Annotated in this window: 25 protein-coding genes; 12 read left to right on the top strand and 13 right to left on the bottom strand. The window is 57.4% G+C overall.

Annotation, left to right across the window (positions count from 1 at the left end; all coding sequences use genetic code 11):
* Nucleotides 1-6: 6 nt before the first annotated feature.
* From H8K03_00470 to recA, 7 genes are all read right to left on the bottom strand, one after another.
* Nucleotides 7-1,164, bottom strand: a complete 1,158-nt coding sequence (locus H8K03_00470; protein ID UVT20439.1) for a phosphopentomutase — start codon at nt 1,162-1,164, stop codon at nt 7-9.
* Between the two features lie 176 nt (nt 1,165-1,340).
* Nucleotides 1,341-2,012: a deoxyribose-phosphate aldolase gene (gene deoC, locus H8K03_00465; protein ID UVT20438.1), complete on the bottom strand. Its 672-nt coding sequence runs from the start codon at nt 2,010-2,012 to the stop codon at nt 1,341-1,343.
* Nucleotides 2,013-2,015: 3 nt separating this feature from the next.
* The gene (mltG, locus tag H8K03_00460) at nt 2,016-3,098 is read right to left on the bottom strand and encodes an endolytic transglycosylase MltG (GenBank protein ID UVT20437.1); all 1,083 of its coding nucleotides are present in this window, start codon (nt 3,096-3,098) and stop codon (nt 2,016-2,018) included.
* A complete protein-coding gene (ruvX, locus tag H8K03_00455; protein UVT20436.1) occupies nt 3,013-3,597 on the bottom strand; it encodes a Holliday junction resolvase RuvX in 585 nt (194 codons plus the stop codon). The genes mltG and ruvX overlap by 86 nt, the downstream gene beginning before the upstream one ends.
* Nucleotides 3,598-3,601: 4 nt before the next feature.
* Entirely contained in the window at nt 3,602-6,235 is a 2,634-nt protein-coding gene (gene alaS, locus H8K03_00450) for an alanine--tRNA ligase (protein ID UVT20435.1), read from the bottom strand.
* Nucleotides 6,232-6,756 carry a regulatory protein RecX gene (locus H8K03_00445; GenBank protein UVT20434.1) on the bottom strand — a complete coding sequence of 175 codons (525 nt, stop codon included), beginning with the start codon at nt 6,754-6,756 and terminating at the stop codon, nt 6,232-6,234. Before H8K03_00445 ends, alaS begins: the two co-directional genes overlap by 4 nt.
* Complete coding sequence (gene recA, locus H8K03_00440; protein ID UVT20433.1) at nt 6,734-7,807, bottom strand: recombinase RecA; 1,074 nt, start codon at nt 7,805-7,807, stop codon at nt 6,734-6,736. The genes H8K03_00445 and recA overlap by 23 nt, the downstream gene beginning before the upstream one ends.
* Nucleotides 7,808-8,041: 234 nt before the next feature.
* Between recA and H8K03_00435 the strand changes: the two genes are divergently transcribed.
* The 4 genes from H8K03_00435 to H8K03_00420 all read left to right on the top strand — a co-directional run bounded on the left by H8K03_00435 (nt 8,042) and on the right by H8K03_00420 (nt 11,038).
* The gene (locus tag H8K03_00435; protein ID UVT20432.1) at nt 8,042-8,602 is read left to right on the top strand and encodes a hypothetical protein; all 561 of its coding nucleotides are present in this window, start codon (nt 8,042-8,044) and stop codon (nt 8,600-8,602) included.
* A gap of 219 nt (nt 8,603-8,821) precedes the next feature.
* Complete coding sequence (locus H8K03_00430; protein ID UVT20431.1) at nt 8,822-10,060, top strand: ankyrin repeat domain-containing protein; 1,239 nt, start codon at nt 8,822-8,824, stop codon at nt 10,058-10,060.
* A gap of 103 nt (nt 10,061-10,163) precedes the next feature.
* Entirely contained in the window at nt 10,164-10,433 is a 270-nt protein-coding gene (locus H8K03_00425) for a hypothetical protein (protein UVT20430.1), read from the top strand.
* Between the two features lie 59 nt (nt 10,434-10,492).
* Nucleotides 10,493-11,038 (top strand): ankyrin repeat domain-containing protein, encoded by a 546-nt coding sequence (locus H8K03_00420; GenBank protein ID UVT20429.1) that lies wholly within the window; start codon nt 10,493-10,495, stop codon nt 11,036-11,038.
* Nucleotides 11,039-11,080: 42 nt separating this feature from the next.
* On the opposite strand, the gene thpR is transcribed toward H8K03_00420, so the two are convergent.
* Genes thpR through H8K03_00405 form a run of 3 tightly spaced genes read right to left on the bottom strand, consistent with a single transcriptional unit; the run spans nt 11,081 to nt 13,563 of the window.
* The gene (gene thpR / locus H8K03_00415) at nt 11,081-11,695 is read right to left on the bottom strand and encodes an RNA 2',3'-cyclic phosphodiesterase (protein UVT20428.1); all 615 of its coding nucleotides are present in this window, start codon (nt 11,693-11,695) and stop codon (nt 11,081-11,083) included.
* Nucleotides 11,692-12,987, bottom strand: coding sequence for a competence/damage-inducible protein A (locus H8K03_00410; GenBank protein ID UVT20427.1), 1,296 nt, complete (start codon nt 12,985-12,987; stop codon nt 11,692-11,694). Before H8K03_00410 ends, thpR begins: the two co-directional genes overlap by 4 nt.
* Nucleotides 12,988-13,002: 15 nt before the next feature.
* Entirely contained in the window at nt 13,003-13,563 is a 561-nt protein-coding gene (locus tag H8K03_00405; GenBank protein UVT20426.1) for a hypothetical protein, read from the bottom strand.
* A gap of 170 nt (nt 13,564-13,733) precedes the next feature.
* Between H8K03_00405 and H8K03_00400 the strand changes: the two genes are divergently transcribed.
* The 7 genes from H8K03_00400 to H8K03_00370 all read left to right on the top strand — a co-directional run bounded on the left by H8K03_00400 (nt 13,734) and on the right by H8K03_00370 (nt 18,764).
* On the top strand, nt 13,734-14,456 hold the full coding sequence (locus H8K03_00400) for a chlorite dismutase family protein (GenBank protein ID UVT20425.1): 723 nt from the start codon (nt 13,734-13,736) through the stop codon (nt 14,454-14,456).
* Nucleotides 14,457-14,561: 105 nt separating this feature from the next.
* Nucleotides 14,562-15,218: a hypothetical protein gene (locus H8K03_00395; GenBank protein UVT20424.1), complete on the top strand. Its 657-nt coding sequence runs from the start codon at nt 14,562-14,564 to the stop codon at nt 15,216-15,218.
* A gap of 87 nt (nt 15,219-15,305) precedes the next feature.
* Nucleotides 15,306-15,527 (top strand): hypothetical protein, encoded by a 222-nt coding sequence (locus H8K03_00390; protein ID UVT20423.1) that lies wholly within the window; start codon nt 15,306-15,308, stop codon nt 15,525-15,527.
* 89 nt (nt 15,528-15,616) lie between these two features.
* Nucleotides 15,617-16,801 (top strand): hypothetical protein, encoded by a 1,185-nt coding sequence (locus H8K03_00385; GenBank protein UVT20422.1) that lies wholly within the window; start codon nt 15,617-15,619, stop codon nt 16,799-16,801.
* Nucleotides 16,802-16,848: 47 nt separating this feature from the next.
* Entirely contained in the window at nt 16,849-17,295 is a 447-nt protein-coding gene (locus H8K03_00380; GenBank protein ID UVT20421.1) for a cytochrome c maturation protein CcmE, read from the top strand.
* A gap of 83 nt (nt 17,296-17,378) precedes the next feature.
* The gene (locus H8K03_00375) at nt 17,379-17,777 is read left to right on the top strand and encodes a hypothetical protein (GenBank protein UVT20420.1); all 399 of its coding nucleotides are present in this window, start codon (nt 17,379-17,381) and stop codon (nt 17,775-17,777) included.
* 72 nt (nt 17,778-17,849) lie between these two features.
* Nucleotides 17,850-18,764, top strand: a complete 915-nt coding sequence (locus H8K03_00370) for a hypothetical protein (protein ID UVT20419.1) — start codon at nt 17,850-17,852, stop codon at nt 18,762-18,764.
* Here the strand turns inward: H8K03_00370 and H8K03_00365 are convergent.
* A complete protein-coding gene (locus H8K03_00365; GenBank protein ID UVT20418.1) occupies nt 18,758-19,621 on the bottom strand; it encodes an SDR family oxidoreductase in 864 nt (287 codons plus the stop codon). The genes H8K03_00370 and H8K03_00365 overlap by 7 nt on opposite strands.
* Nucleotides 19,622-19,991: 370 nt before the next feature.
* Between H8K03_00365 and H8K03_00360 the strand changes: the two genes are divergently transcribed.
* Nucleotides 19,992-21,932, top strand: coding sequence for an FTR1 family protein (locus H8K03_00360; GenBank protein UVT20417.1), 1,941 nt, complete (start codon nt 19,992-19,994; stop codon nt 21,930-21,932).
* 224 nt (nt 21,933-22,156) lie between these two features.
* On the opposite strand, the gene H8K03_00355 is transcribed toward H8K03_00360, so the two are convergent.
* Nucleotides 22,157-22,327 (bottom strand): hypothetical protein, encoded by a 171-nt coding sequence (locus tag H8K03_00355; protein ID UVT20416.1) that lies wholly within the window; start codon nt 22,325-22,327, stop codon nt 22,157-22,159.
* Nucleotides 22,328-22,346: 19 nt separating this feature from the next.
* Nucleotides 22,347-22,901, bottom strand: a complete 555-nt coding sequence (locus tag H8K03_00350; protein UVT20415.1) for a CBS domain-containing protein — start codon at nt 22,899-22,901, stop codon at nt 22,347-22,349.
* Nucleotides 22,902-22,927: the final 26 nt, after the last annotated feature.

The raw sequence follows: 22,927 nt of genomic DNA, 5'->3' as shown, positions 1-22,927 counted from the left end.
TCTTCGCTATCCCGGCCTAAGGGCATCCAAAAAACTGTCACCTACAGGCAACCGTTCGGCTCGAAGCGCCTCGACCACCGTCTGCGCCACATCCGCGGCCGTCTGTCTACTTCCTAAGTCTACGCCTTGCGCCAGTTTAGGGCTGGTCACGAACACGGGCACATATTCTCGAGTCGGCATCTTCCCCGGGAGTGAAAGATCACGCCCATGATCACCGGTCACGATCACCAAGTCTCCGACGCGCAACTTCTCGAAGAGATCAGGCAACCGGCGATCGAACGCTTCCAATGCCGTTGAAGCCCGCGTCAGCTCCTCAGGAAACAGATCGAGCGTCGCATAGAGAAGACCTCGCGGCACCTTGTTCAACATGCCGATTACTTCATCGAAAGCCGCCATGGGGGAATAGACCGCGAACGATTTCGTAAATCCACGACCGCTGAACAGGTCGTAGGCTTTCCCAATCCCCATCGTAATCTGGCCTGATCGATTCAGGACGTCCAACATCGTCAAACCCGATGGTTCCGACACAAAATCTCTCCGGCCCTTGGAAGCCTGAAGCGCGCCGGGCTCACCTGTCACCGGTTGCGCAACGACACGAATCCGCACTCCGGCATCTTTCAGCGCCTTCCGAATCTCGCGGCAGCGCTGCTGTAAGTCGGCTGTGGACATCATCGTTTCATGAACCGCCAGAAAGCACGTATTATCCCCATCGGTCCATATGATTGGAGATTTTGTGGTGACGTGCGACGGGCCATATTCCCGTAACGCGGTAGCCATGGACGCGATGGTGTTCCCGATCGTCTTTCGACCCACGATCCTCTCGATCACTGCCATCATCGCGGCCGGAATACCCGATCGACAGACGGTCGTCTCATCGTTCACAATGACCCCGCTGAGCTCCCAGTGCCCTACCACAGAGTCTTTCCCCCTCGATGAAAAACCGAGGCGGCCAAAACAGCCGCTTGGTTGCGCCATGGAGCGCACCCCTTTAATAGGCGCAACATGTCCAAGACCAAGCGACTCAAGATTGGGCAGACTCAGTCCACCGACCGCATCGGCCAAATGGCGGATGGTATCGGCCTGGTCATCGCCGTAAGCCCCCGCATCCGGCAATGCGCCTATGCCGAACCCATCAATGACGAGAAGAATGACCCGATTGATCATTCGCGCACTATATCAAATAGGATCGATGCGGCATAGGTTCTTCTACGCAACCCGTAATGTGCAGGATACCCTGTCGGCAGATCGCCAAGAGAACACAGTGAACACGGCTGTGCGTTGAAGCGACAGATCATTACACACGTTGAAGGGAGGTCATCCGCAATGATTTTCTTGGATACCTACTTGGAGGACTCCGTGCGCCACTCGTGGATGATGGAGAGACTGGCGCTGGTGCCGATCCGGTCGGCTCCGGCTTCCAGCATCGCGAGGGTCGTTTTCCAATCTCGAATACCGCCGGAAGCTTTGACCTTGGCCCGCCCTGCGACGGTTTCCTTCAGCAATCGAACATCTTCGATCGTTGCCCCCGCTGCACCGAAACCCGTCGAGGTTTTGACATAATCCGCCCCGGCTTCCACGACCAAATGACAGGCGGTCCGCTTCTCCTGCTGTGTCAGATAACACGTCTCGAGTATGACTTTGTGCTCAACCCCGGGCGTCGATTTCACCACTTCGGCAATATCCTTCCGCACAGAGTCGTGATCGCCCGACTTGAGCCGGCTCACGTTCAGGACCATGTCCAATACCCTGGCACCGCGTGACACCGCTTCAATCGCTTCGGCGACTTTGGTGTGCGTGCTGTGCCCGCCTAAAGGAAAGCCGATCGGAATCCCGACACGAATCTTCGTGCCGGCCACGGCCGCAACCGCCTCATCGATGTAGCATGGAGGAACAAAAATGACCATGAAGCCGTTGTCCTTTGCCTCCTGACAGAGCCGGATAATGTCGGACTTCGAGGCATCCGGCCGCAGCACTGTGTGATCGATGAGTTCCGGAAGATTCCAGGCTGACATCTTCTAGGCTACTCCTTTCTGGGAAATAACGTTCGTATCGCATGGAACCACAAACGTTTGGGAATGAGTTCCTCGCCGAAAAGGCCGTTTCTGGTATCGCTCCACGGCCTTATTATGCTCCACGAGCGTGGCGGAAAACTGGTGTGTCCCATCATTCTTGGAGACAAAATACAGGTATGCGGAAGGCGTCGGATATAACGCGGCACGGATCGATTGTGCCCCCGGGCTCGCAATGGGACCAGGCGGCAAACCGGTCCAACGGTAGGTATTGTAGGGGCTGGGATGGGAGAGATCTCTTTTGTGAAGGTTTCCGTCGAAATTCTCCAACCCGTAGATGACGGTCGGATCGCTCTGCAGGGGAATGCGCTTCTTCAGTCGATTGTGAAACACGGATGAGATCTGAGGCCGCTCGTCTCCGGAACCGGTTTCTTTTTCGATGACTGAGGCCAGCGTCAAAACCTCATGCAGCGTCATGTTGATATCTTTGGCCCGTGCCTGCCACTCCGGGGTCATCACACGCCCGAGTTGATCCATCATCGCTCTGATGACGTCTTTCGCCGCCGTCGATCTGGCAAAACGATACGTGTCCGGATACAGATACCCTTCCACGGTATCCGCAGAAATTCCCAAGGTCTCAATGAAGGACTTGTCGGACGCCAATTTGACGAACTCCGCCCTATTCGTAATACGCTGTTCATCCAGCACATCGGCGATTTGAGTGATCGTATACCCTTCGGGAATCGTGACGGCATGTAGCACCACTCGACCGGCAAGGAACTTGGATAGGATCTCGGCCGGCCGCATGGCGGCATTGAGCTCGTACTCTCCGGGGTGAATCTTGCGGTCAGCTTCCTGAAACTTTCCCAAAAGCAGAAATGCCAAGCGGCTCCTGATCAACCGCTCCCGTTCCAGTAAGGTCGCGACTTGGTTGAACGGAGTCCCTTCGGCGATCACCACGAGTTTCTCCTGAGGATGATCGGACTCGGAAAGGACCGGGGCCTCAGCCCATCGAATCATCTGATAAGCGACCGCCCCGGCGAGAGCGACGATGGTGATGGCTACGATGAAGATCAGGCGCAACTTCATAAGATTGGTCGTTCGGAGACGACTCTATCTCCTCTTCCCCCGTCTCAGTAACTGCACTGTCGGTTCCACTCTGAACGGAAGAAGAGGTTTGTGCCTCAAGATACCCTTGTAAGAGTATGGCAGCGGCCACACGATCCACGACCCCCTTGCGCTTCTTTCGACTGACGTCGGCAGCGATCAACAAGTCTTCCGCTGCTTTCGTCGTCATGCGCTCGTCCCAGGTCACGATCGGGACTGAGAGCGTTTCCCCTAACCGGATTACAAAGCCCTGAACGGCCTGAGCCGCCGGTCCTGCTTCGCCGTTGAGGCGCAATGGAAGCCCGATCAGCACCTCCCGGACATCGTGAAGATTCACCAAGTGTTGGATATGGGCGATGTCACGGTCCAGCGTCCGACGCTCCAAGGTTTCGAGCGGTTGCGCCGTCCATCTCAGCTCGTCGCTGAGAGCAACGCCGATCCGCTTGGTCCCGTAATCGAGTGCGAGAATACGGCCAGGCATGATTCTACCGCCGGAGGGTGCTTTCGACTAGGCCAAAAACTTTTTCCAACGCCGTATCGAGCTTGGCAGGGTCCTTCCCGCCGGCTTGAGCCATTTCCGGGCGGCCACCGCCGGTACCGCCTACTTCCAACGCCATCGCTTTGATGAGTTCACCGGCCTTGAGTGTGCCGATCAAATCCTTCGTCACCACGACCAGCAATGAAACCTTTCCGTCACCGGAAGCCGCTCCCAGCGCGATGACGCCGCTCTTCAGCTTGTCCCGAAGCTGATCCGCCAACGCCCGCATGCCGTTCACATCCAGCCCGTCCGTCCGCTGCGCGTGGACCGTCACTCCGGCGATGGTTTTGGCGCTCGATGCCGCCGCTGAGCCACCGGCCATCTTGAGCTTCACTTCTTCCAGCTCCCGTTCCTTGTCCTTGAGCTGGACCAGGAGTTTACGGGTCTTGGCGGCCAGTTCGGACTGTCCCACCTTCAACAACTCCGACAGTTCTCTGACATCGGCCTCGAGTTTCTTCATGAGCCCATAGGCCCCGCTGCCGGTCTGAGCCTCGATCCGACGCACGCCGGCGGCGACGCCTGCCTCCGACACGATGCGGAAAAGTCCGATGTCGCCCGTCTGCCGGCAGTGGGTGCCGCCGCAAAGTTCCTTGCTGAACGACTCGACGCTGACCACACGCACCTGCTCGCCATACTTATCGCCAAAGAATGCCAGGGCCCCTTTCTCCACCGCGTCCTGAATACTCATGACCTCGGTACGAACCGCCTCGTTCCTACGGATTTCCCCGTTCACCGTCGATTCGATGTCGTCGATGTCGCGGGACGACAGCGGCCGGAAGTGGGCAAAGTCGAACCGGAGCCGGTTCGGCCCGACCAGCGACCCGTACTGCTTCACATGCGGGCCGAGGAGATCGCGCAGAGCCGCATGGACCAGATGCGTGGCCGTGTGATTGCGCGCGGCGTCCTGGCGCGTCGAGGGGTTGACCGTCATGCGAAGTTGTTCGCCTTCCCGGATGCGCCCTTTGCGGACAGTCCCCTTATGAAGGATGAGGGCCGGCGCCGCTCTCGTCGTATCCGTGATATCCACCAGCCCTTCTGGCCCCACCAATGTTCCTCGGTCCCCGACCTGTCCACCGCCTTCGGCATAAAAAGGCGTCACATCCAGCGCGACTTCGACTTCGTCGCCTTCCGCCGCTTCCTTCACCAACTGCTCGCCCTTGAGAATCGCGCGTAGCACGCTGTCGCTCTCCAACCGGTCATAACCGACGAACTGCGTACCCCCGATCCGCTTGGTCAACTCGGCCACCGCCGGGCGAGTCGTGTCCTGCTCAAACCCGCCGGTCTTGCGCGCGCGGGTCCGCTGCTCCTCAATCGCCGCATCGAAGCCTGGTTCATCGACCGTCATCCCCTGCTCTCGGCAAGCCTCTGTAATCAGGTCCATGGGAAATCCATACGTGTCGTAGAGCTTGAACACGTCCCCACCCGCCAAGGCCGTCCGGCTAGCCCCTCGCGTCTTTTCGATCATGTCGTTCAAGATCGGTAACCCCTGATCGAGTGTCGCGATAAACCGTTCTTCTTCGCCCCTCGTTGCCTCAGTGATCGTGCCGGCCGCCATGCGCACTTCCGGATAGGCGCCGGTCATCTGCTCGACGACGACCACGCTGAGTTCATGCAGAAAGGGCTCGACGATGCCGAGCAGCCTGCCGTGCCGCGCGGCGCGGCGCAGAATGCGCCGCAACACATACCCACGCCCTTCGTTCGACGGCAACACGCCGTCGGCCATGAGAAAAGTGATCGCCCGCAGATGGTCGGCAATGACGCGCATGGAGCGATCCGCCGTCTCTTTCACGCCATACTCGGTGCCCGCCCGCCTGGCGACTGCCGCCAGCAGCGGTGTGAACAGATCGGTGTCATAATTGCTGAAGACGCCCTGCGCGACCGCCGTCAGCCGTTCGAGGCCCATCCCGGTATCGATGCTCGGCTTCGGCAAAGGAGTCAACGTACCGGACGCATCCCGGTTGTACTGCATGAAGACGAGGTTCCAGATTTCGATCACGCGATCGCCCGCCCCGTTCGGCCCATCATCGCCGGGAACTGCAGGACCCTGATCGAAATGAATCTCCGAGCAAGGGCCGCAGGGGCCGGTGTCCGCCATTTGCCAGAAGTTATCTTTTTCATCGCACCGCACGATGCGTGACGGCGACACACCGATCTGCCTCCAAAACCGATCGGCTTCGTCATCCTCGCGGAATACCGTCACCCACATCCGGTCCTTCGCCAGCCCGACCGTCTGCGTCAAAAATTCCCAGCCGAATCGGATCGCCTCTTCCTTGAAGTAGTCGCCGAAGGAAAAGTTGCCCAGCATCTCAAAGAACGTGTGGTGGCGCCTGGTGTAGCCCACGTTTTCGAGGTCATTGTGCTTGCCTCCGGCGCGCAGGCATTTTTGCACGGACACGGCCCGCGTGTAAGGCCGCGTGTCTTCTCCGAGGAAGACCCGCTTGAATTGGTTCATGCCGGCGTTGGTGAACAATAACGTCGGGTCGGCCTGGGGAAGCAAGGCCGAGCTGGGCACTGCCTGATGCCCCTGCTGCTCGAAGTAGCGAATGAACGACTGTCTGAGTTCCTGTGCGCTCTGTGTCATGAATCCGATCCCTCTCGATCGACGAGCCCCCCGATCATATGGTCGATCGTTTCCTCGCCGAAGCCCCGTTGACGTAAGAGGCGCACGATCTGGACCCGCGTCAATCTTCGGCCCTGACGGTTCTTCCCCTTCACCACTCGATGAGCCAATGTCGCTTCATCATGCTCATGGAACGCCTGGACTACCACTTGATCTGCCAGAGTCTCCGCAATTCCCTTGGCCTGCAATTCCGCCTTCAGCCGCTCTTGCCCGACCGGCCGAGACGCCAACCGATTGTCCACCCATCGTTGGGCATAGACCTGATCATTGAGATACTTGAGGTCGGACAACCGGCGGACCGCTTGCCTAATGTGAATGGGCGAGGCTCCTTTGGATGCCAGAAACTGCTCGACTTGAGCAACGGTACGGTCTCGACGAGCGAGAAACCTTACCGCGAGCTGTATCCAATCTTCAGGGGACGATCGGTTTCTCCGCGTCCGCACTCCCACACGCCGGCCGCTACCGATGCGCCCGCTTTTCATCGCTGCGTGGCGCCGGCTTCTCTTCCTTGGCCTCTGCTTTCTTCTCACTTCGGCCCGGTACTCCGGCTAGGTCACGAAGTTTTGCTTCGACCTCTCGAGCCGCAGGAACATTATTCTTCAGGAATTCCCGAGCGGCGTCGCGGCCTTGACCGATCCGTTCGCCTTTGTAGGAATACCAGGCGCCTGATTTTTCGATAATCTTCTTGTCCACCCCCATGTCGACCAATTCGCCGGTCTTGGAAATACCTTCCGCAAACATGATATCGAACTCCGCCTGGCGGAACGGCGGCGCCATCTTATTCTTGACGACTTTCACGCGGACACGACTTCCCATGACCTCTTGACCTTCTTTGATCGATTCAATGCGGCGAATATCAAGCCGGACGGACGAATAAAACTTGAGGGCGTTCCCGCCGGTGGTCGTCTCAGGATTCCCGAACATCACACCCAGCTTCATGCGGATTTGATTGATAAAGATCACCGTGGTCAATGACTTTGCAATGGCGGCGGTAAGCTTTCTCAGGGCCTGCGACATCAGCCGGGCTTGAAGGCCCATATGGGCATCCCCCATCTCGCCTTCAATCTCCGCGCGAGGGGTCAACGCCGCGACTGAATCGACCACGATCAAATCGATCGCGCCGCTCCGCACCAATGTTTCAGCGATCTCCAATGCCTGCTCGCCCGTGTCCGGCTGGGAGACGAGAAGATCGTCGGCCTGCACGCCAAGCTTCTTGGCATAAGTCAAATCCAGCGCATGCTCCGCATCGATGAATGCGGCAACCCCGCCCGTCTTCTGTACCTCAGCGATGCAGTGCAGCGTCATCGTGGTCTTCCCGGAGGCCTCCGGTCCGAAGATTTCAATTACGCGTCCTCGTGGAAGCCCTCCCACCCCGAGAGCGATGTCCAGCCCCAACGACCCGGTCGAAATAGCCGGCACGTCGGCGTTCTTATCCTCGTCCCCGAGCTTCATGATCGCTCCCTTCCCGTACTGTTTCTCAATCTGGGAAAGGGCTAAGTCGAGCGCGCGCTTCTTGTCGTCCTTCTCTGACATACGAATCTCCTACAACGTAAAAGAATGATGATCGGGGGATTATACCCAAGGGGCACGGAGAAAACCTAGTCTGAACTCAGGCAAGGACGCGTTCAAGGCAATACAACCGAAAGTTGCGTGCACGAGCCGACCAGTCTCTGACCGACCCACCCATGTTCCCTTCTCCTATCGCGTCGCGTCGACATTTTTCACCTGGACCTTTGTGCCTTGACATCCTAGAATGAGCCGTACGCCATGTCACACATTGAATACCTGGCCTTCGCACGCGACGAGTGCAATACGTTGCGATTCCTGAAGAGTGTAAAGGCATCTGCTGTTTTCGCTCTCGTCGTCGCAAGTCTGGTCGTCATTTCTCCGGTCCAGGCTCTTGATGTCTGCTCGCTGATTTCTCGATCAGAAATCGGCGCTGCCATCGGCCAGCCGATTTCCTCAGTCAATCTCGACGGCCCGGATCAGGATACAGACACCGGCTCCCAGACGTGGACGTGTACCTACGATTTGACCGATGGGACCCTGGTCGTGAGCGTGGCAGAGTTTGCCTCGACCAGCGCAGCCAAGAAGTACATCACATTGGAAAACCTTCTCAGGGAACTCAAGGAGGCGGAGGTCCAAGTGATCGAAGACAAAGGAATCGGCGATCGTACATTCGTACTCGTTGACGAGGAGAGCCTCGGCGTGGCCGTGCTCAAAGGAGCTCGGTACTACGCCCTCACAGCGGATAAGGACATACTTCCCGCAGACCGACTCAAAGCCTCACTTCGAAAGATCGCTGTCATGCTGCTCCCCAAACTCTAAGCATCGCTGACACACCTCAACTTGCTTTTCCAACGTGTCACAGCTACCACCTCCCGTGGTCATCCGATCGAATAGATGCAGACATGTTGATGCGCAGGGTGATATCCGCTCCCAGAGCAATGTGGACGACAACAAGGCTATGCGACACTAAGACAGGAAGCAGTCACTCAAATCAGTTCATAATTATTCCTTTTCGCGAATACGTGATGGGAGGCTGACATGATCTCACGATGGGCGAGGTTCGGCGTGATCTGCGCCCTGCTGCCGCTGTTGATGGCCATGCGCCCGGTGGATGAAAAGCTACTGACTGCCGCAATGGACGGGGATCTCGGCAAGGTGAAAACATTGATCGAGGAAGGCGCTGACGTGCACGCGGCCAATCAGACCGGCGCGACGCCGCTTCATGCCGCGGCGTGGAACGGACACCGGGACACGGTGGCGTTCTTGCTGGATAAGGGGGCGTTAGTGAATCAGGCAACCAATGACGGCGCGACGCCGCTCTACATCGCGTCGCAAAACGGCCATCGTGATGTGGTAGCGCTCTTTCTGGACAAAGGCGCGCCGGTGAATCAGACGACCAAAGGCGGCGTGACACCACTCTTCATCGCAGCCCAGAACGGCCATCGAGACGTCGTGGCACTCTTGCTTCAGCACAAGGCCCCAGCGAACCAATCTGCAGAAGACGGCGTGACGCCGCTCTTCATCGCCGTGCAGAAAGGGCATCGGGATGTCGTTGAGCTTTTGCTCCAACAGGGGTCCGCGGTCAACCAGACCATGGCAGACGGTGCGACGCCGCTTCTCGTCGCGGCCCAGAACGGGCATCAGGCAGTCGTGGCGTTGTTGCTGAACGCGGGAGCGGCGGTGAATCAGGCGATGGCGAACGGCACAACTCCGCTTCTCGTCGCGGCCCAGAACGGGCATCAGGCAGTCGTGGCGCTCTTGTTAGGAAAAGGGGCCGCAGTAAACCACGCGGTACAGAATGGGGTGACACCGCTTCTCGTTGCAGCGCAGAACGGCCATCGGGAGGTAGTCGAGCTCTTGTTGCGGCAGGGCGCATCGATCAATCAGAAAGCGAGGAACAGCGCCACGCCGATCTTCATGGCGGTGCAAAACGATCATCGCGACGTCGTCGCGTTGTTGTTGGAAAAGGGCGCGTCGGTGAACCAGCCGGCGCCTGACGGCGCGACACCGCTTCATGTCGCGACGGCGGCAGGCCATCGCGACATGGTCGTCCTCCTCCTGAAACAAGGAGCGGACGTGAAAGCACAGGCGAACGACGGAATGACGCCTTTGCATGTGGGAGCCTATCATGGCAATCGGGAGATCATTACCTTGTTGCTCAAGTACGGAGGAGACAAGAATGCCAAAACGAAATCAGGAGATCGCCCTATAGATCTGGCTCGCCAGCAAGGCCACACAACGCTGTTTTCGCTGCTGCAGCCGCGAAAGGCCGGATGAGCATGATGACTGAAGAGTTAGGTTTATCTGTTCTCTCTCCCAGAAGATGCAACGCCGGCCGGAGCGTTGCTTTTCCTGTTTGATCAGGCTATACAAGCTCCCTATGAATGATGCGCAGGTCGAAGAGATCAAGCGACACTTCGGAGTAGTGACAGAGGCCCTTCGGAGTGACATCCGCCAAATTGCTGAGGGGCATTCGGACATTCGGCATGAATTGCGAGAGGTTCGAGACGAATTGCGAGATGAATTCAAAGAAATGCGGGCCCTCATGCGGCTCTCTTTTTCACAGCTCGACCAGCGAATTCACACACTCGAAACAGACATTTCCATGCTCAAGGCCAGGATGGATCGCCTCGAAACCCACCGCGTCTAATCTATTGCCGACAATTCCTTCACATGACGTTCCATGGCAAAGCTAAGGTCCACCAGTTGATGGATTGGGGTCGGTGCTCTGGTCTGTCAACCTTCTGTACGCTCGCGCTCATTCTCCTGAGCGGCTGCACGACGGCGCCGGAGGAGAAGTTACAGCAGGCTGCAGCGGACGGCAATCTCCTCCGAGTGGAGACCTTCCTTGGGCAGGGGGTCGGCGTGCAGGCAGCCCATGCACGTGGGATGACACCGCTGCTGTTGGCTGTGAAGAATGGACATCGAGAGGTGGTGGCGCTCTTGTTGGACCAAGGAGCGGCCGTGAATCAGCGGAGGACGGATGGAATGACGCCGCTCTCCCTCGCCGTGCAACAGGAACATCGAGACGTGGTGACCCTCCTCCTGAACAAGGGCGCGGATGTGAACGGCCAGGTGCGGATGGGCGGCGTGACTCTATTGCATGTTGGGGCGTATCGAGGCGATCAGACGATTATCGAACTGCTGCTGAAACACGGAGGGGATAAGAATGCCAGGCTGTCGACGGGAGAACGTCCGGTGGACCTGGCTCTTCAGCAAGGCCACACGGCACTCGTTCCACTGCTCGAACCGTGACATCGGGTCCGAGTGCACCCGAGCGCAGCAAATGGATCGCTGCTAACCGCGGTTACCTTCTTCCACTTCCCACAGTTTCGTATACACAGACCCGGTAGGACGCAGCTCGCTTTTTATCATCACAAGCGCTCCGACTGTAATCCCTCCTAACGAGAGCGGGCGGTCACAGACGCCGCTTTGCGCCAGGAACTGACCCACTTGTCGCTCGCCTGCTTTGATCCGTGCCAGTGTCAGGTGCGGCGTGAAGGGTTTGTCATCCGGTGCGAAACCGAATGAGCGACAGCAAGACTCGATGGCCTGATGGAAGGCAGTCAACTGGGTTGCTGCACCGCTTTGCTGCCACTGCTCAGACGGCCCTACCCATAGGACGCGCGGCTGTCGAACGTTTGGGAACGCTTGCAGTTGATCGAGGGGAATCTGAATCGTCGGGTGCGACTGCCTAACAATCGCCATGGCGTCACGCATTTGGCCGAGGAGCTGTTCATCCGTATCTCCGAGGAACCTGATCGTGAGATGAAACGAATTGGGTTGTCCCCAGGTAACACGGATAGCTTTTGAAAGATGAGGTGACAGCCGCCGTTTGAGATCTTGCTGTACGTGGGAGAGACCTGCTCGGACCTCATCGTCGATTTCCACAGCGAGGAATGCGCGAATCATGTCCTGACTCTGTCGACCAACCATCGACGAAGCAGATCTAGGGCTGCCTGAGCGGCGCGCTGTTTAATGACGGATCGGTCCCCATGGAATCGCAATTCCTTCATGATCGTCTTGCCGCTGCCATCGTCGAGCCCGACGTACACCAACCCGACGGGTTTGGTCTCCGTCGCGCCTCCGGGTCCAGCGATACCCGTCACACTCAACGCCGCCGACACACCCGCCCGTTCACGCATGCCCTTGGCCATCGACGCAGCAACTTCCCGGCTCACCGCTCCATATTGCCCTATGACACTTGCCGGCACTCCAAGCATCTCCGTTTTTGCCTGGTTGCTGTAGCAGATGGCTCCCCGATCAACATAGGCCGAAGCTCCCGGCACCTGCGTAAGACGGTGCCCGATCAGACCTCCCGTGCACGATTCGGCAACCGCGACGGTCAGTTTCTGCTCGCGCAACATTCGACCGACCACCTCTTCCAAGGTGTCGTGACCTTCCGCATAGATCCACTCCTGCAATCTCGCACGAACCTCCTTGACCAGCGAGGAGAGACTCTCATTCTTGATGGGACATTGTGCCTTCGTTGTCAACGACACCAGCACTCCGGTCGGTGAAGCAAGCAGACCTAACGCGACCGGTGTCCGTTTTGTCATCAGTCCCTGTAACTTGGCGTCCACGTCAGCCTCAGGCAATCCCCACGTGTGAAAGACCACCCTCGTGATTGGATGTGGGCGTGGCCCTTTTGATCGCTCAACTTGGGAGGTTAAGAGCGGTAGAACCGACTGCTCTACCATTGCGCGCATCTCACCCGGAACACCTGGCAATGCAATGATACGTGTCCCCCGCCACACCAACGCGAAGCCCGGCGCGGAGCCCACCGGGTTCGGCAAGACCGCCGCGCGAGACGGAATGAGTGCCTGTCGCAATTGTCCGCGATTCGGTATTCGCCCCCACTGAGCCAGCCTGGCCCTCATGCCGTCAAGCGCTTCTTTCCGGCGTGCTAGACGGGAGCCGGTGACCGCTGCGACAGCTTCCCTGGTGCAGTCGTCGACCGTCGGGCCTAGCCCTCCGGTGATGATGACGATTCCGGCCCGGCGACCGGCTGTCTTCAACACGTCCGCAATGTCCGACTCATCGTCCCCGACGATTGACTTAAACCTGACTTCGATACCGATCGCTGCCAGCGAGTCGGTGATGAATAACGAATTGCTGTCAGACCGGCCTCCCACGAGAAGTTCCGACCCTATCGCAATCGTTTCAGCGAGATATAGACGGTCCGATGCGGGAAACCTGCGCATAGCGGAATGAAACCCCTACTCTATCTGCCCGAAGTCGAGCGAAAATCGAACCTCTCCACCGGTTGCCGGAAACACGGTAAGAGTTGTCTGCGCTTTTGGGTCGAAATCGGCGTACCCAAATGCGGCAACCACTTTGGCCCGAAATTTAGGCGAGTTGGGCCAGACCGCACTCCGACTGGCTTGCCCATCGACTCGCACGGTAATGGGTTTGATGACCTTTCCCCCCTGATCGAGCACCACATAACTGTTCACCGCGAAAGAAGGACTATCCCCGAAAATGACGGTGTTGACGAGCATCGTCTGGGCCTGCGTCACTTGGGCAACATCGGCCGCGCTCGGTTCAAGTCCACGTAACGCCATGTGTGTCGCCATCACGGATATTGCTCCGAGCTTTGTGATCAGAAACCCGCCGGCATGCAACTCATCAGCGCCTCCAAACCGCGCATAGAAGGTTTCGGGCGGCTGACGGTGTGCCGCCGCTCTTGTTCCGCGGTCGAGTGCGGCCTGGATTTGTGCGTGCGCCGGGTCTACCTCAATCGCAGCCGAGGGACACGCGATGCCAAGCATGCAGGTCACAGCAAGCCCCATAGATCCATGACAAGCGTGATGCATGCGATTGCGACTAACAGAACCCTCATAGCCTGTCAATGGATGAACCCGTCTCCCGTTGACAAGGCCGAAGGGGAAATGCTAAACGAACAAAAACTGAGGAAGTGTTTCTTGTCACTCTACTAAAGGAGCTTTGAATGTCGACTCCGGACACACCCCCCGCCGCACCGACACCCCGGCGGCAGTACGTGAACTTCGTGTTTTATAAAGTGGACCCCGCATGGCGGCGCCTCCCGGAAGACGTGCGCACCCAGGGCAAGCAGGAGTTCCTGCGCGCTGCGGAGGACTTCAACGGCAAGGTGCTGATGGTCCCCTATTCCACCGTCGGTATCCGGGGCGACTGCGACTTCATGCTGTGGCGCATCAGCTATGACCTGGACCTGTTCCAAGACATGAGTGCCAAGATGCTCGCCTCAGGTCTCGGACAGTATCTCTCAACTCCGTATTCCTATCTGGCAATGACCAAGCGATCCGTCTATGTCGACCACCATGCGCACGCAGGGCAGGAAGGGAAACGGCTCACAGTGGTGCCGGGAAAAGGCAAGTACATCTTTGTGTATCCATTTCTCAAAACGCGCGAGTGGTTTTTGCTGACGAAGGCGGCGCGCCAGGGAATGATGGATGAGCACATCGAAGTGGGACATCGGTTCCCGTCCGTCAAGCTGAACACGACCTATTCCTTCGGGTTAGACGATCAAGAGTGGGTGGTGGCCTTTGAGAGCGACAAGCCGGAGGACTTCCTGGACCTGGTGATGGCGCTGCGAGAGACGGAAGGGTCCCGGTATACCTTGCGGGACACCCCGATCTTCACATGTATCCGACGAAGTCTCAAGGAAACTCTCGATACGTTGGGGGGCTGAACCACGCCCGGAGCGAGAACCTCCTCGAGTCCTCGGTTTCACAATCATCCGTGCTGCTGAACGGCTTTCGGTCTCCCGACCGAAAGCCGCTGCGCTTTGTGCGCAATGCCTCCGAAGACAGATCCCCGCGCCGCACTCCTGTCACTCCTCCTCCCGGGGTTAGGACAACTCTCACAGGGGCGTGTGCCGCACGCACTCGCCACCTGTTTAGCCGCCGTAGTTCTTGTCGCACTCACGATGTGGCTCGGGCGTATCACTGACCGCGCCGTCGAAGTCCTCGCCTTCATGATACTCACCCTTCCTTACTGGGCCATGCAAGGTTATGACGCCTATCTTGGAGCAAGTCCGGACGTTTCCAGCTGGCGGCGAACATGGCAACTGGTCTGGCGGCAGGGCCACGACATCCGCTTTTTAGGTCTGTTGCTCTTGCTCAGCGCGCTTAATGATGCATGGATCATCCTAAAGAACCTGGACTACCTGCTTCCTATTTTTTGCACAAAGCCCGATGGGGTTCCCGGTTTCCTGACCAAAGCCATCTCACCCGCCCTTCACCTAGCGGTCGGATACGGGTTTTTCAGACTCCGTCGCTGGGCGCTATTCCTTTACTTTGCCTATGCCGGATACGGGTTTACGAATGGCATCGTGAACCTCACCTGTTTTGGACCGGGCCGCATACGGAACACATTGCTCGTTGTCATCGTGCTCTCTACAGCCTATGTCCTGTGGCGTCGCCGAGTCTTGCTGCAGGCTCCTGAGAACTAAGGGATCGCACACGGAAGGCCAACTTTGACAGCCTGACGAGCCCTGTGTTACCTCTACGAGGTACCATGATGATAGGAAGGACCTCGCATGGCTGATACAACCGCCCTCTATGCCCTACGTTTTCCTGACGGCTCTCTGAGCCTTTACATCGATGAACATTACGCCCAAGAACGAGGCATCGATCCTTCACGGCTTGTGCGGGTAGAAATCCCGAGAGAAATGTTCATCAGCGGCACCGTTCAGGATGTTCGTGAATACGTTGCGCTTCAACTTGAACAGCATCAACAGCAGCGGGCCGGGACCGCCTAGCACCGCAGACTGGAAGCCATGGGCCAGAGAAGTGCAGTACATCCCCGCCTCATCCAACAACTGGACCTTCACGACCTGATCGGGAAACCATGACACCAGCACTGATCTCGCCGCCTCTTACCACAGAGATGATTGAAGAGATTATTGCGGGCTTGCCGATACAAGGCCGCATTATTCTTAGGCTTTTGCTGTTGCAGTCTCTTGATGTCACACACGACGAAATTCTGTTCATGGTCGCAGATCGACCGGATCCTCGGTGTGTCTCGGGGAAAAAACCTGTCACCACGATGACCCAGGAGTCGATCACGGCAATGATCGATCGACGGAACGAGTACCGCAAGCGGGTTCGACTTCGCCGAGAACGGACGTGGCTCCAATGTGTCGCCCTTCAGAATTTTATCCGCACGGCGGACGCGCTTGCCGCTCGGGCCGCCGCACTTCTTGCGGCTCGTGGAGTTCCTGCCGATAGAATTGAAGACTTCAAGGCACGCGCTCGTTCTGCCGTTCCATCGACGACATTGCGGCTGTTGGACGAAGCTTGGGACAAGAACGAAATCAGTGCGGAGGAATACCAGAAACACCGTTTGGTCGTCGAGATGCAGACCCAGCTTCGCTTTGCCGAACGGTTCAGAAAACGCCTCTCTCTTGCGGAACGTGAACGCCAGACGTCCGATCAGACGACTCTCCAGGACCATGAGATCGGCCATATCTGGGGCATTCCAGCCGGTACCCTCGCGGCCAGGAAGGTAAAATTTCTGTCTCAATACTTGCTCGCCATCCAAGCCAAATGTTCCGGATCTCACGCAGCCGACCCCCATATTCCTTCACCGGACATGTGGAAGGAGACCATGCGCGTGCTCTCCCATACTCCCATCGAACGATCAATCGCCACCTATGATGGGCTCGAAGGGACGGAGACCGCCTTGATCGAAAAACTGGGAATCTACACAATGGTTCGTATACCCGAATCGGCGGAGACGAAATTGTGGAATTCGCTCGTCTACGGAGCCAGTTCCAACGCCGTACATACCGAAACGACCAGAACATTGTTTGGACTCCAACGACTAGTATCTATCCAACATGACGTGGATACGAGCGACGAGGCGCTCGATGAAGAGTTACTGAAGCGTTCGGCGCCGGCACCCAAGGAGTCCGATGCCCTCCCCTCACGAGCAGGTGAAGCGGCTCAAGGTGAACTGACCGACTTACAGCGGCATATTCTTCACAACTTTTTTGGAGAGGACGTCAGCGGCAGGGCCTCCGATAAATGGTAAACTTTCAGCCTTGCCAATCGCCGGCAGTTCGGTATAATTGCACATCAATGATGACGACGCAGCCTACCATCCGACAGTCTCTTCCCGCATGGGCGGTCGTCTTTCTTCTTTTCTTGCCCATCTATTCGTTCTCTACTGTGATGCTCGGCACCGCGAGTCCGGCAATGGCCGTCAGCTTGATTGAGATATCGGAGCTCTTGGCACATCCTGAGCTCTACGACCGTCAAGATGTCGTGGTCACCGGAAAAGTCATGAACGTGCAGCTAGCTACCAATCGTCAAGGGCAGCCTGCTTATGGATTTCTGCTGCAAGACCATGCCGGAACGTTGAAAGTCGTCAGCCTCGGTCAGCTGGAGGTCCGTGAAGGTGACCAGGTCATCGTGGAAGGTGTCTTCAGCCGCCTCCGCCAAGTGGGCCGTACGATCGTCTACAATGAGATCAAGGCCCTCTCCGTCACGCCTCTGACCCGGTTGAACCCTGATCTCGTCGGCTGATCGAGCCCCTTGGTTTTTTCCAACCTTCATACCTCCATCTCAGGCGATTGCATTTTCCGATTCAGCGCATACAATGGGTTTTCATGAACAGGTTGTATCTGTGCGTGCTCACACCGGCACTCTTTGGAATGTTATTAATGTTATTGTTGATGGGTTGCAGTCCCCTCGCACAAGTGAGGGAATATCCGAATCAACAGCAGATGGTCGGACAATCCAAGTCGAAGATCCTTTCCTGCGCGGGCAAGCCCGTGGAGGAACGAACCGAAGACCAGTGGACATTCCTTCGATACTATCGAGAGGCTCCGATTCTCGAAGAATCACGGCCGGTTGGGAAAAGCAGCTTTGCCACTATTCGCCATGGCTGCTGGGCCACGGTTATTCTGGCCGATGACCGGATCGTTGATGTGCATTACCGTTTTGTTCCTCCAACCTTTGACGCCTCCAATGATTGCGAAGAAATTTTTGAGCCCTGTATACCGTAGCATCCGTCAACGTCCACATTCAGTCGCTTTTCTCCGTAGCCCGAAATCGGAAATCGGCCAGCGTTTGAAACCATGAGTCTCACGCGAAGCTGGGCATTATTCATTCCTCATGCTCTTTTTTTGAGCTTCATCATCTGGCCAAGTGATGCGCCGGCATTGGAAAAATACGGACGCCCGCTTCCCTCTTTGGAGGACGCGAACGGTCGAGACGCGGAAGAATCGCTCTTCGCCGGCTATCTCCTCACCGGTGTATTCGCTTCAAACCCCTCCTTTGCCGCCAGACCGGATAACACGGGCCTTGTGGGCTTACGCCACATGCTTCATCTGGAAACCGATCTCTATAAGCAATATCTCACCTTTTATACGGATCAGAACTTCTTCTCTGACCGCACCAACGGCTGGATTGAGCTGAGCGAATGGGACGGCACCTATGCCCTAACCGGTGTACTTGGCCATTTCAACTGGCGTCTGCAGTATGAGCGTGATGTACCCATCGATCGCAAAGGCGTCACGCAGGAATATGGCGATGGACTCGTGACGGCCAAATTCCAGGCGGTCCAGGATCTTCCGGGATGGCAACGTCACTTTCCAAATCAAAACCTGTCTGTCTATGCCGGGGCAGGATGGCTCTTTCATAACAACAACTACTTCGCGAGGCCTGACAATACCGGTCGGGCTCTCTTTCGGTATGTCGCGCATGCCGACCTGGACCTCTATAAGAACAAGATCGTGCTGTATGGCGACGTGAATGTGTTTACAGACCGGCAGGCCGCCAACGCGGTCAATCCAACGGAATTGGATTGGATCATCGGACTCGCCGCGCGCTGGCAGAACGTGGAATTAGCCGTGTATCATGAACAGGACCAGCCATTGGACCGAGAAGGGTTGGTCCAAAAATACCTCGCGGTCCAACTCCGTTTCTCCTTTGACATTTCGAAACGACAGCTCGGCATCGGGGTGAGAAAACCAGCAGCAACCGTTCAATGAGGCAGTTTGAGGACCCAGGTCAAGAGCCGGTCCGAAATGCGGTCAGGCAACACATTGGCCATGAGTGCGCGGAACTTCGCGTCCGTTCCGACGAGATACCGTGTTCTTGGAGAAGGTGCCGTCAACGCCGCTTCAACCGCCTTTGTGACGGCCTCCGGGGCGATCGCGCGCTTTGAGGCTTGTCCAACAACCTTTCGCACCGCAGCGACCATCGGTTTATAAAGAGCGCGAAGCTCACTTTCTATTCCCGCTTCTCTTTCTGCCGCTTCGATCGCCGACTTGTTCCAAATGGGCGTCGCAATCGCACCCGGCTCGATGATGGAGACATGAATACCCCATTGCCGGACCTCCAAGCGGAGCGCATCGGTAATCGCTTCCAGCGCGAACTTTGATGCCGAATAGGGTCCCATGAGCGGCATGGTTGAGAGCCCGGCGATCGAACCCATGTTGACGATTCGTCCTCGCGCCTGTCGGATCAATGGAAGAAACGCTTGGGTGACAGCGACCTGCCCGATGACGTTGACATCGAGCTGCTGTCGGAGGTCCGGAATAGGGACAGCTTCCACGGGTCCAACGATCGCAATACCGGCATTGTTGATTAGTCCAAAAAGTCCATTGCTTACAACTGACTTTGAAACTAATAGTTTAGCTTTTTCAATGGTCGAGTGGTCTGTCACATCCAACTCAATCGGCACGAGCCGATCTGAACTTTCCTTTTGAAGGGCCGCGCCATCCTCGGACCTCCTCACTCCTGCAAAAACTTTAAATCCTAGTCGATCAAGATGATTGGCACAAGCCGCTCCAATTCCAGTGGACGCTCCGGTGATAACCACCGCCCGATTGTCCCCGATAGGCATACTCCCTCCATGAATACGGAGAATCCAAATGACAAAACCATAACAGGTTTCTAGGGTCTCCATCTATATACGTGACATGGTTTTCCTGTATCCGTTCGGTGGACACCGGCCTCGGTGTTTGGCTATCATTTATCATCTTGTTCGTAGTGTCCTGAAGGTGGAGTACAGCTGGCGGCACAGCGGCCTATAGAGTTATGAAGTGAGTCTTCGCTGGGCTTGTGGGAACCCTGACATTTCTCTGGCCCGCACAAGCTCTTATTTACAAATACCTTTCAGCTCACTGCCGTTTCCCGACCTCGGAGGGGCCGCGATCGACGTGTAGTCTGCATATAACCCAAAGAGGCCCAAGCGCGTAGAAAGTCGAGACACGATGAAGCCTAGACATATCTCCTTGCCAAACACGCTCCCATGGTGGCTGACCATGGTCTTGTTGACCACGGGCCCACTCGACATGGCAATCGCGTCACCGGCTGACGATGAGCGGGCACAGACCGTCGTCCACATGCTCGATTATGTCGCTGTGGACTACCCGGACGCCGTGCAAGACGGCAAGGTGTTCAACGCCGATGAGTACGCGGAGCAACGCGATTTTGCCGTTCAAGCCATCACACTTCTCGGCAAGCTCCCCAACGTGCCCGAACAGCCTGCGCTGCTCCAGCACGCCAGCAGACTGCTCGCGCAGATTGAGGCCAAGGCATCGGGCAGCGAGATTTCTGCGCTCGCCGGCCGGCTCCGCCTCGACGTGATCCAGGCATGGAAGCTGAGCGTGGCACCACGGCGCGCTCCTGATCTCCAGCAGGGCGGGAAGATGTTCGCGCAGCACTGCGCCGCGTGCCACGGGGCGCAAGGCCGCGGAGATGGGCCACTGGCCAAGGGGCTGGAACCAGCGCCCAGCGATTTTCACGACGAGGCGCGCATGCGCCAGCGCAGTCTGTACGGCCTCTACAACACCATCACGCTCGGCGTGGGCGGCACACCGATGCGCGCCTTCACTGAATTTTCCGAGACCGATCGCTGGGCATTGGCCTTCTTTGTCGGCAGCCTGCGAGCCGACTCGAAAGCGGTGGCGAAGGGCGAGGCCTTGTGGCAGCAGGGCGAGAGCAACGCAGCGTTCGATAGCCTTCGCACCCTCGTGATAAAGGCCCCTGCGGAACAGGCCGCCGCCGGCTCGACAATGGACGCCGTGCGCGCCTATCTGACGCAGCATCCGGATGCGCTACAGGCCAGTGCCCAGACACCCCTGGCCTTCTCACGCTCCAAGCTCGAAGAGGCATCACGGTCCTATGCGCAGGGCGATCGAGACGCTGCGCGGCGTTTAGCGATCGCGGCCTACCTGGAAGGGTTCGAACTGGTCGAAAAAACACTGGACCACGTGGACTCGCCGCTGCGCTTGGAAACCGAGCGTGAGATGATCGCGCTACGGGCAGCCATCGGCGAAGGTAAATCGTCCGACGCAGTGACCGCGCAGTCGATAAAAGTCATCGCGCTGCTCGACCGCGCCGATGCTGCGCTCTCCGGCAGTACTCTGTCACCGAATGCGGCCTTCGCGAGTTCTCTTGTGATCCTGTTACGTGAAGGATTGGAGTCGATCCTGGTGGTGTCAGCCATCGTGGCCTTCGCCGTCAAGACTAAGCGGCATGATGCCTTACCTTACATTCATACAGGTTGGATCGGAGCCGTGGTGTTAGGCGGGATTACATGGGCCATAGCCAGCTACACACTGAACATCTCGGGCGCCAGCCGCGAACTAACCGAAGGCATTACGGCATTGCTGGCCGCTGCCATGCTGCTCTACGTGGGGTGGTGGTTGCACAGCCGCTCGAACGCGCAAGCCTGGAACCGATTCATCCGCGAACAGGTCAGTGTTGCGCTAGGCAAGCGCACGCTATGGACGATGGCCGGCGTCTCGTTCCTCGTCGTGTACCGCGAGATCTTCGAGGTGATTCTGTTCTACGAAACACTGTGGTCCCAGGTCGGTGCCGACGGGCATAGTGCGGTGGTCTGGGGCATCGCCGCGGCGGCGCTACTGTTGGTATTGCTCGGCGGCGCAATCCTTCGCTACAGCGTGCGTTTGCCGATCGGACCGTTTTTCACGGTCTCCTCGATCCTTCTGGCGCTGATGGCTGTGGTCTTTGTCGGTAACGGCGTTGCGGCGCTGCAGGAAGCAGGAGTACTCGAGACGACGACGGTGCGTTTCATTTCGCTGCCGTTACTGGGCGTCCACCCAACCGCGCAGAGCCTCGTGCTGCAAGCGCTGACGCTGGCGTTAATCGCAGGTGGGTTGTGGTCCAACCGAGCGAAGGCGACATGAGAGGTACGAGCCTGCCACAATTAGTTGCGGTCTGATCCTGAAACTGCAGACGCCTAAAAAGTAGGCAGTGTGTCAGGCAATAGCATTGTTCGCAGCGATTCTCGTGCCCGACTCGACTTGTTCACAAGGTTATCCCCAGAACATGGGGACTAACGGCTCTCAAATTCTGAGTTTTTCGTCCGTCTCTACATCAACGCTACAGCCGCCCACACATGAGTCGACGATTACTCCGGTGAGCCTAAGTGTCTGAAATCTTTCAGGGCGCTGTCCTTCTCAGGATCATGCAACCCGTTACGCGACGCATCTGATTTGCTATCAACATGGACGTCAATGACCTCTCCCATGTCGTTCAGGACGATCGTAACCGGAGTACCGACGGCAATGTCGGTAAACATACGGCTTTCCCGCCTGAGCTTAATACCCTTCTGACCTCCGGAGACTGAGAGCATCATCTCGATCCTTGTCCGACCAATGTTGTATCTTCGCCAGCCAAATTGCCGCGGCATCCGGCGTGAGAGCGCCTACCGCATTCACCAGCGAAAGCGCCCCAACCAGGGTATGCTTCGCATCCACCACCGGAACATGGCGGACGCGATGGTCGACCATTGCACGTATGGCATCGGCCAAGATAGCATCCTCGCGACACCGAATTGCCATACTTCTGTTGATCAGTTCATGCATGGTGGTTGTCTCACCGCGATCTTCGCACGCAAAGGTGATCTGAGCCGCGTCATCTTCCGTCAGCGCGAAGACCGGCTCGTTATCTTGGCAAACGATTAGGACGGCGACATTCTGATCTCGGATAATCTTAATCGCATGTCTGATGAGAATGGAGGTATCGGCCTTCGCTATTTCACGGGTCATGATGTCTTTCACGAGGCGATCTTCGCCTGGAAGGACTCCATAGGCCTCATCATTGGTCGATTCTGCCGCAATGCCGGAACGAGAGCGAGGGGCAACAGTGAGCATGGCGGACCTATAGCTGGTCCTTAATA

The sequence above is a fragment of the Nitrospira sp. genome, assembly GCA_024760545.1.
Classification (GTDB): domain Bacteria; phylum Nitrospirota; class Nitrospiria; order Nitrospirales; family Nitrospiraceae; genus Nitrospira_D.
The sequence above is the reverse complement of the archived record's forward strand: the minus strand, read 5'-3'. Positions and strand labels throughout refer to the sequence as shown.